1 pseudogene is annotated in these 872 nt (G+C 65.3%); it reads right to left on the bottom strand.

The window, feature by feature from the left end:
• Positions 1-872: pseudogene (locus AVMA1855_RS26515) on the bottom strand (calcium-binding protein); the annotation flags it as partial.

Genomic DNA, 872 nt, shown 5'->3' on the forward strand with positions numbered 1-872 from the left:
CCCGGTGGTGTCGAAGCCGACGCCTTTTTCGTCAATGGTGAGCGCCACACTGTCCAGGTAGGGCTTGAGGCGCGTTTGCACGACCAGCGCGCCATAGACGCTTTCGCGCAGTTCTTCGTAGCTTTGGTTGAGCAAGGCGGCCTGCGGGGCGGACAGGGTGGCTGTGTAATGGCGAACCCCGTCGCTGGCCCCTCCACCGCCACTGCCTCCGCCTCCGGCTGATGCACCGCCACCTCCGCTGCCCGAATCCGTGACTTGGGGAATCTGAATGAACTTGGTACCGTTGAAGACTTCCAGCACGTTGAGCTTTCTGAGCAAAGCCAGCCCCTCTTCGCTCAGCATCTCAGCCCTGTATCCCGTCTGGGCATTGGGATTGGGCACCATCATGCCGGCCACCGTGATGTACAGGTCTGCGGTGGTCACGTAGGTCGGGTCGGCTGGCGGCTTGTTGACGGTCACCAGACTGCTCACGCCATCCCATCCCAGCTCATAGCTGGACACGCTGCCAATCAATTTGCCCGAGCTGCCGGCCCAGTCGGCTAGCAGTTCATCCACCAGCGCTATCTGCGCATCCCGCGTGCCCGCTGCCGCGAACCGCCCCACGCTGTCCTGCAGGCCCTGCGCCGCCTCGCCCGGCAGGCTCATGGCCTCGCGCAGATCCCGCACCCAGCCGCTGCCGCCCATCTGGGGCAAGGCGCCCGCCGCCGCCGTCACGGCCGGGTCGTCGGAAAACTCGCGGTAGAAATTATTGGAGGCCAGCAGCAGGCTGCCGGTGACCTCGGCCACACCGCTGACCCCGGTGGTGCCGTTGGTGCGGGTGAAGCTGCCGCTCAAGGGCTGGGTGTTGCCGTTGCCCAGATTCACATTGCTGG

It is taken from the genome of Acidovorax sp. SUPP1855, from assembly GCF_030158955.1.
GTDB lineage: Bacteria > Pseudomonadota > Gammaproteobacteria > Burkholderiales > Burkholderiaceae_C > Paracidovorax.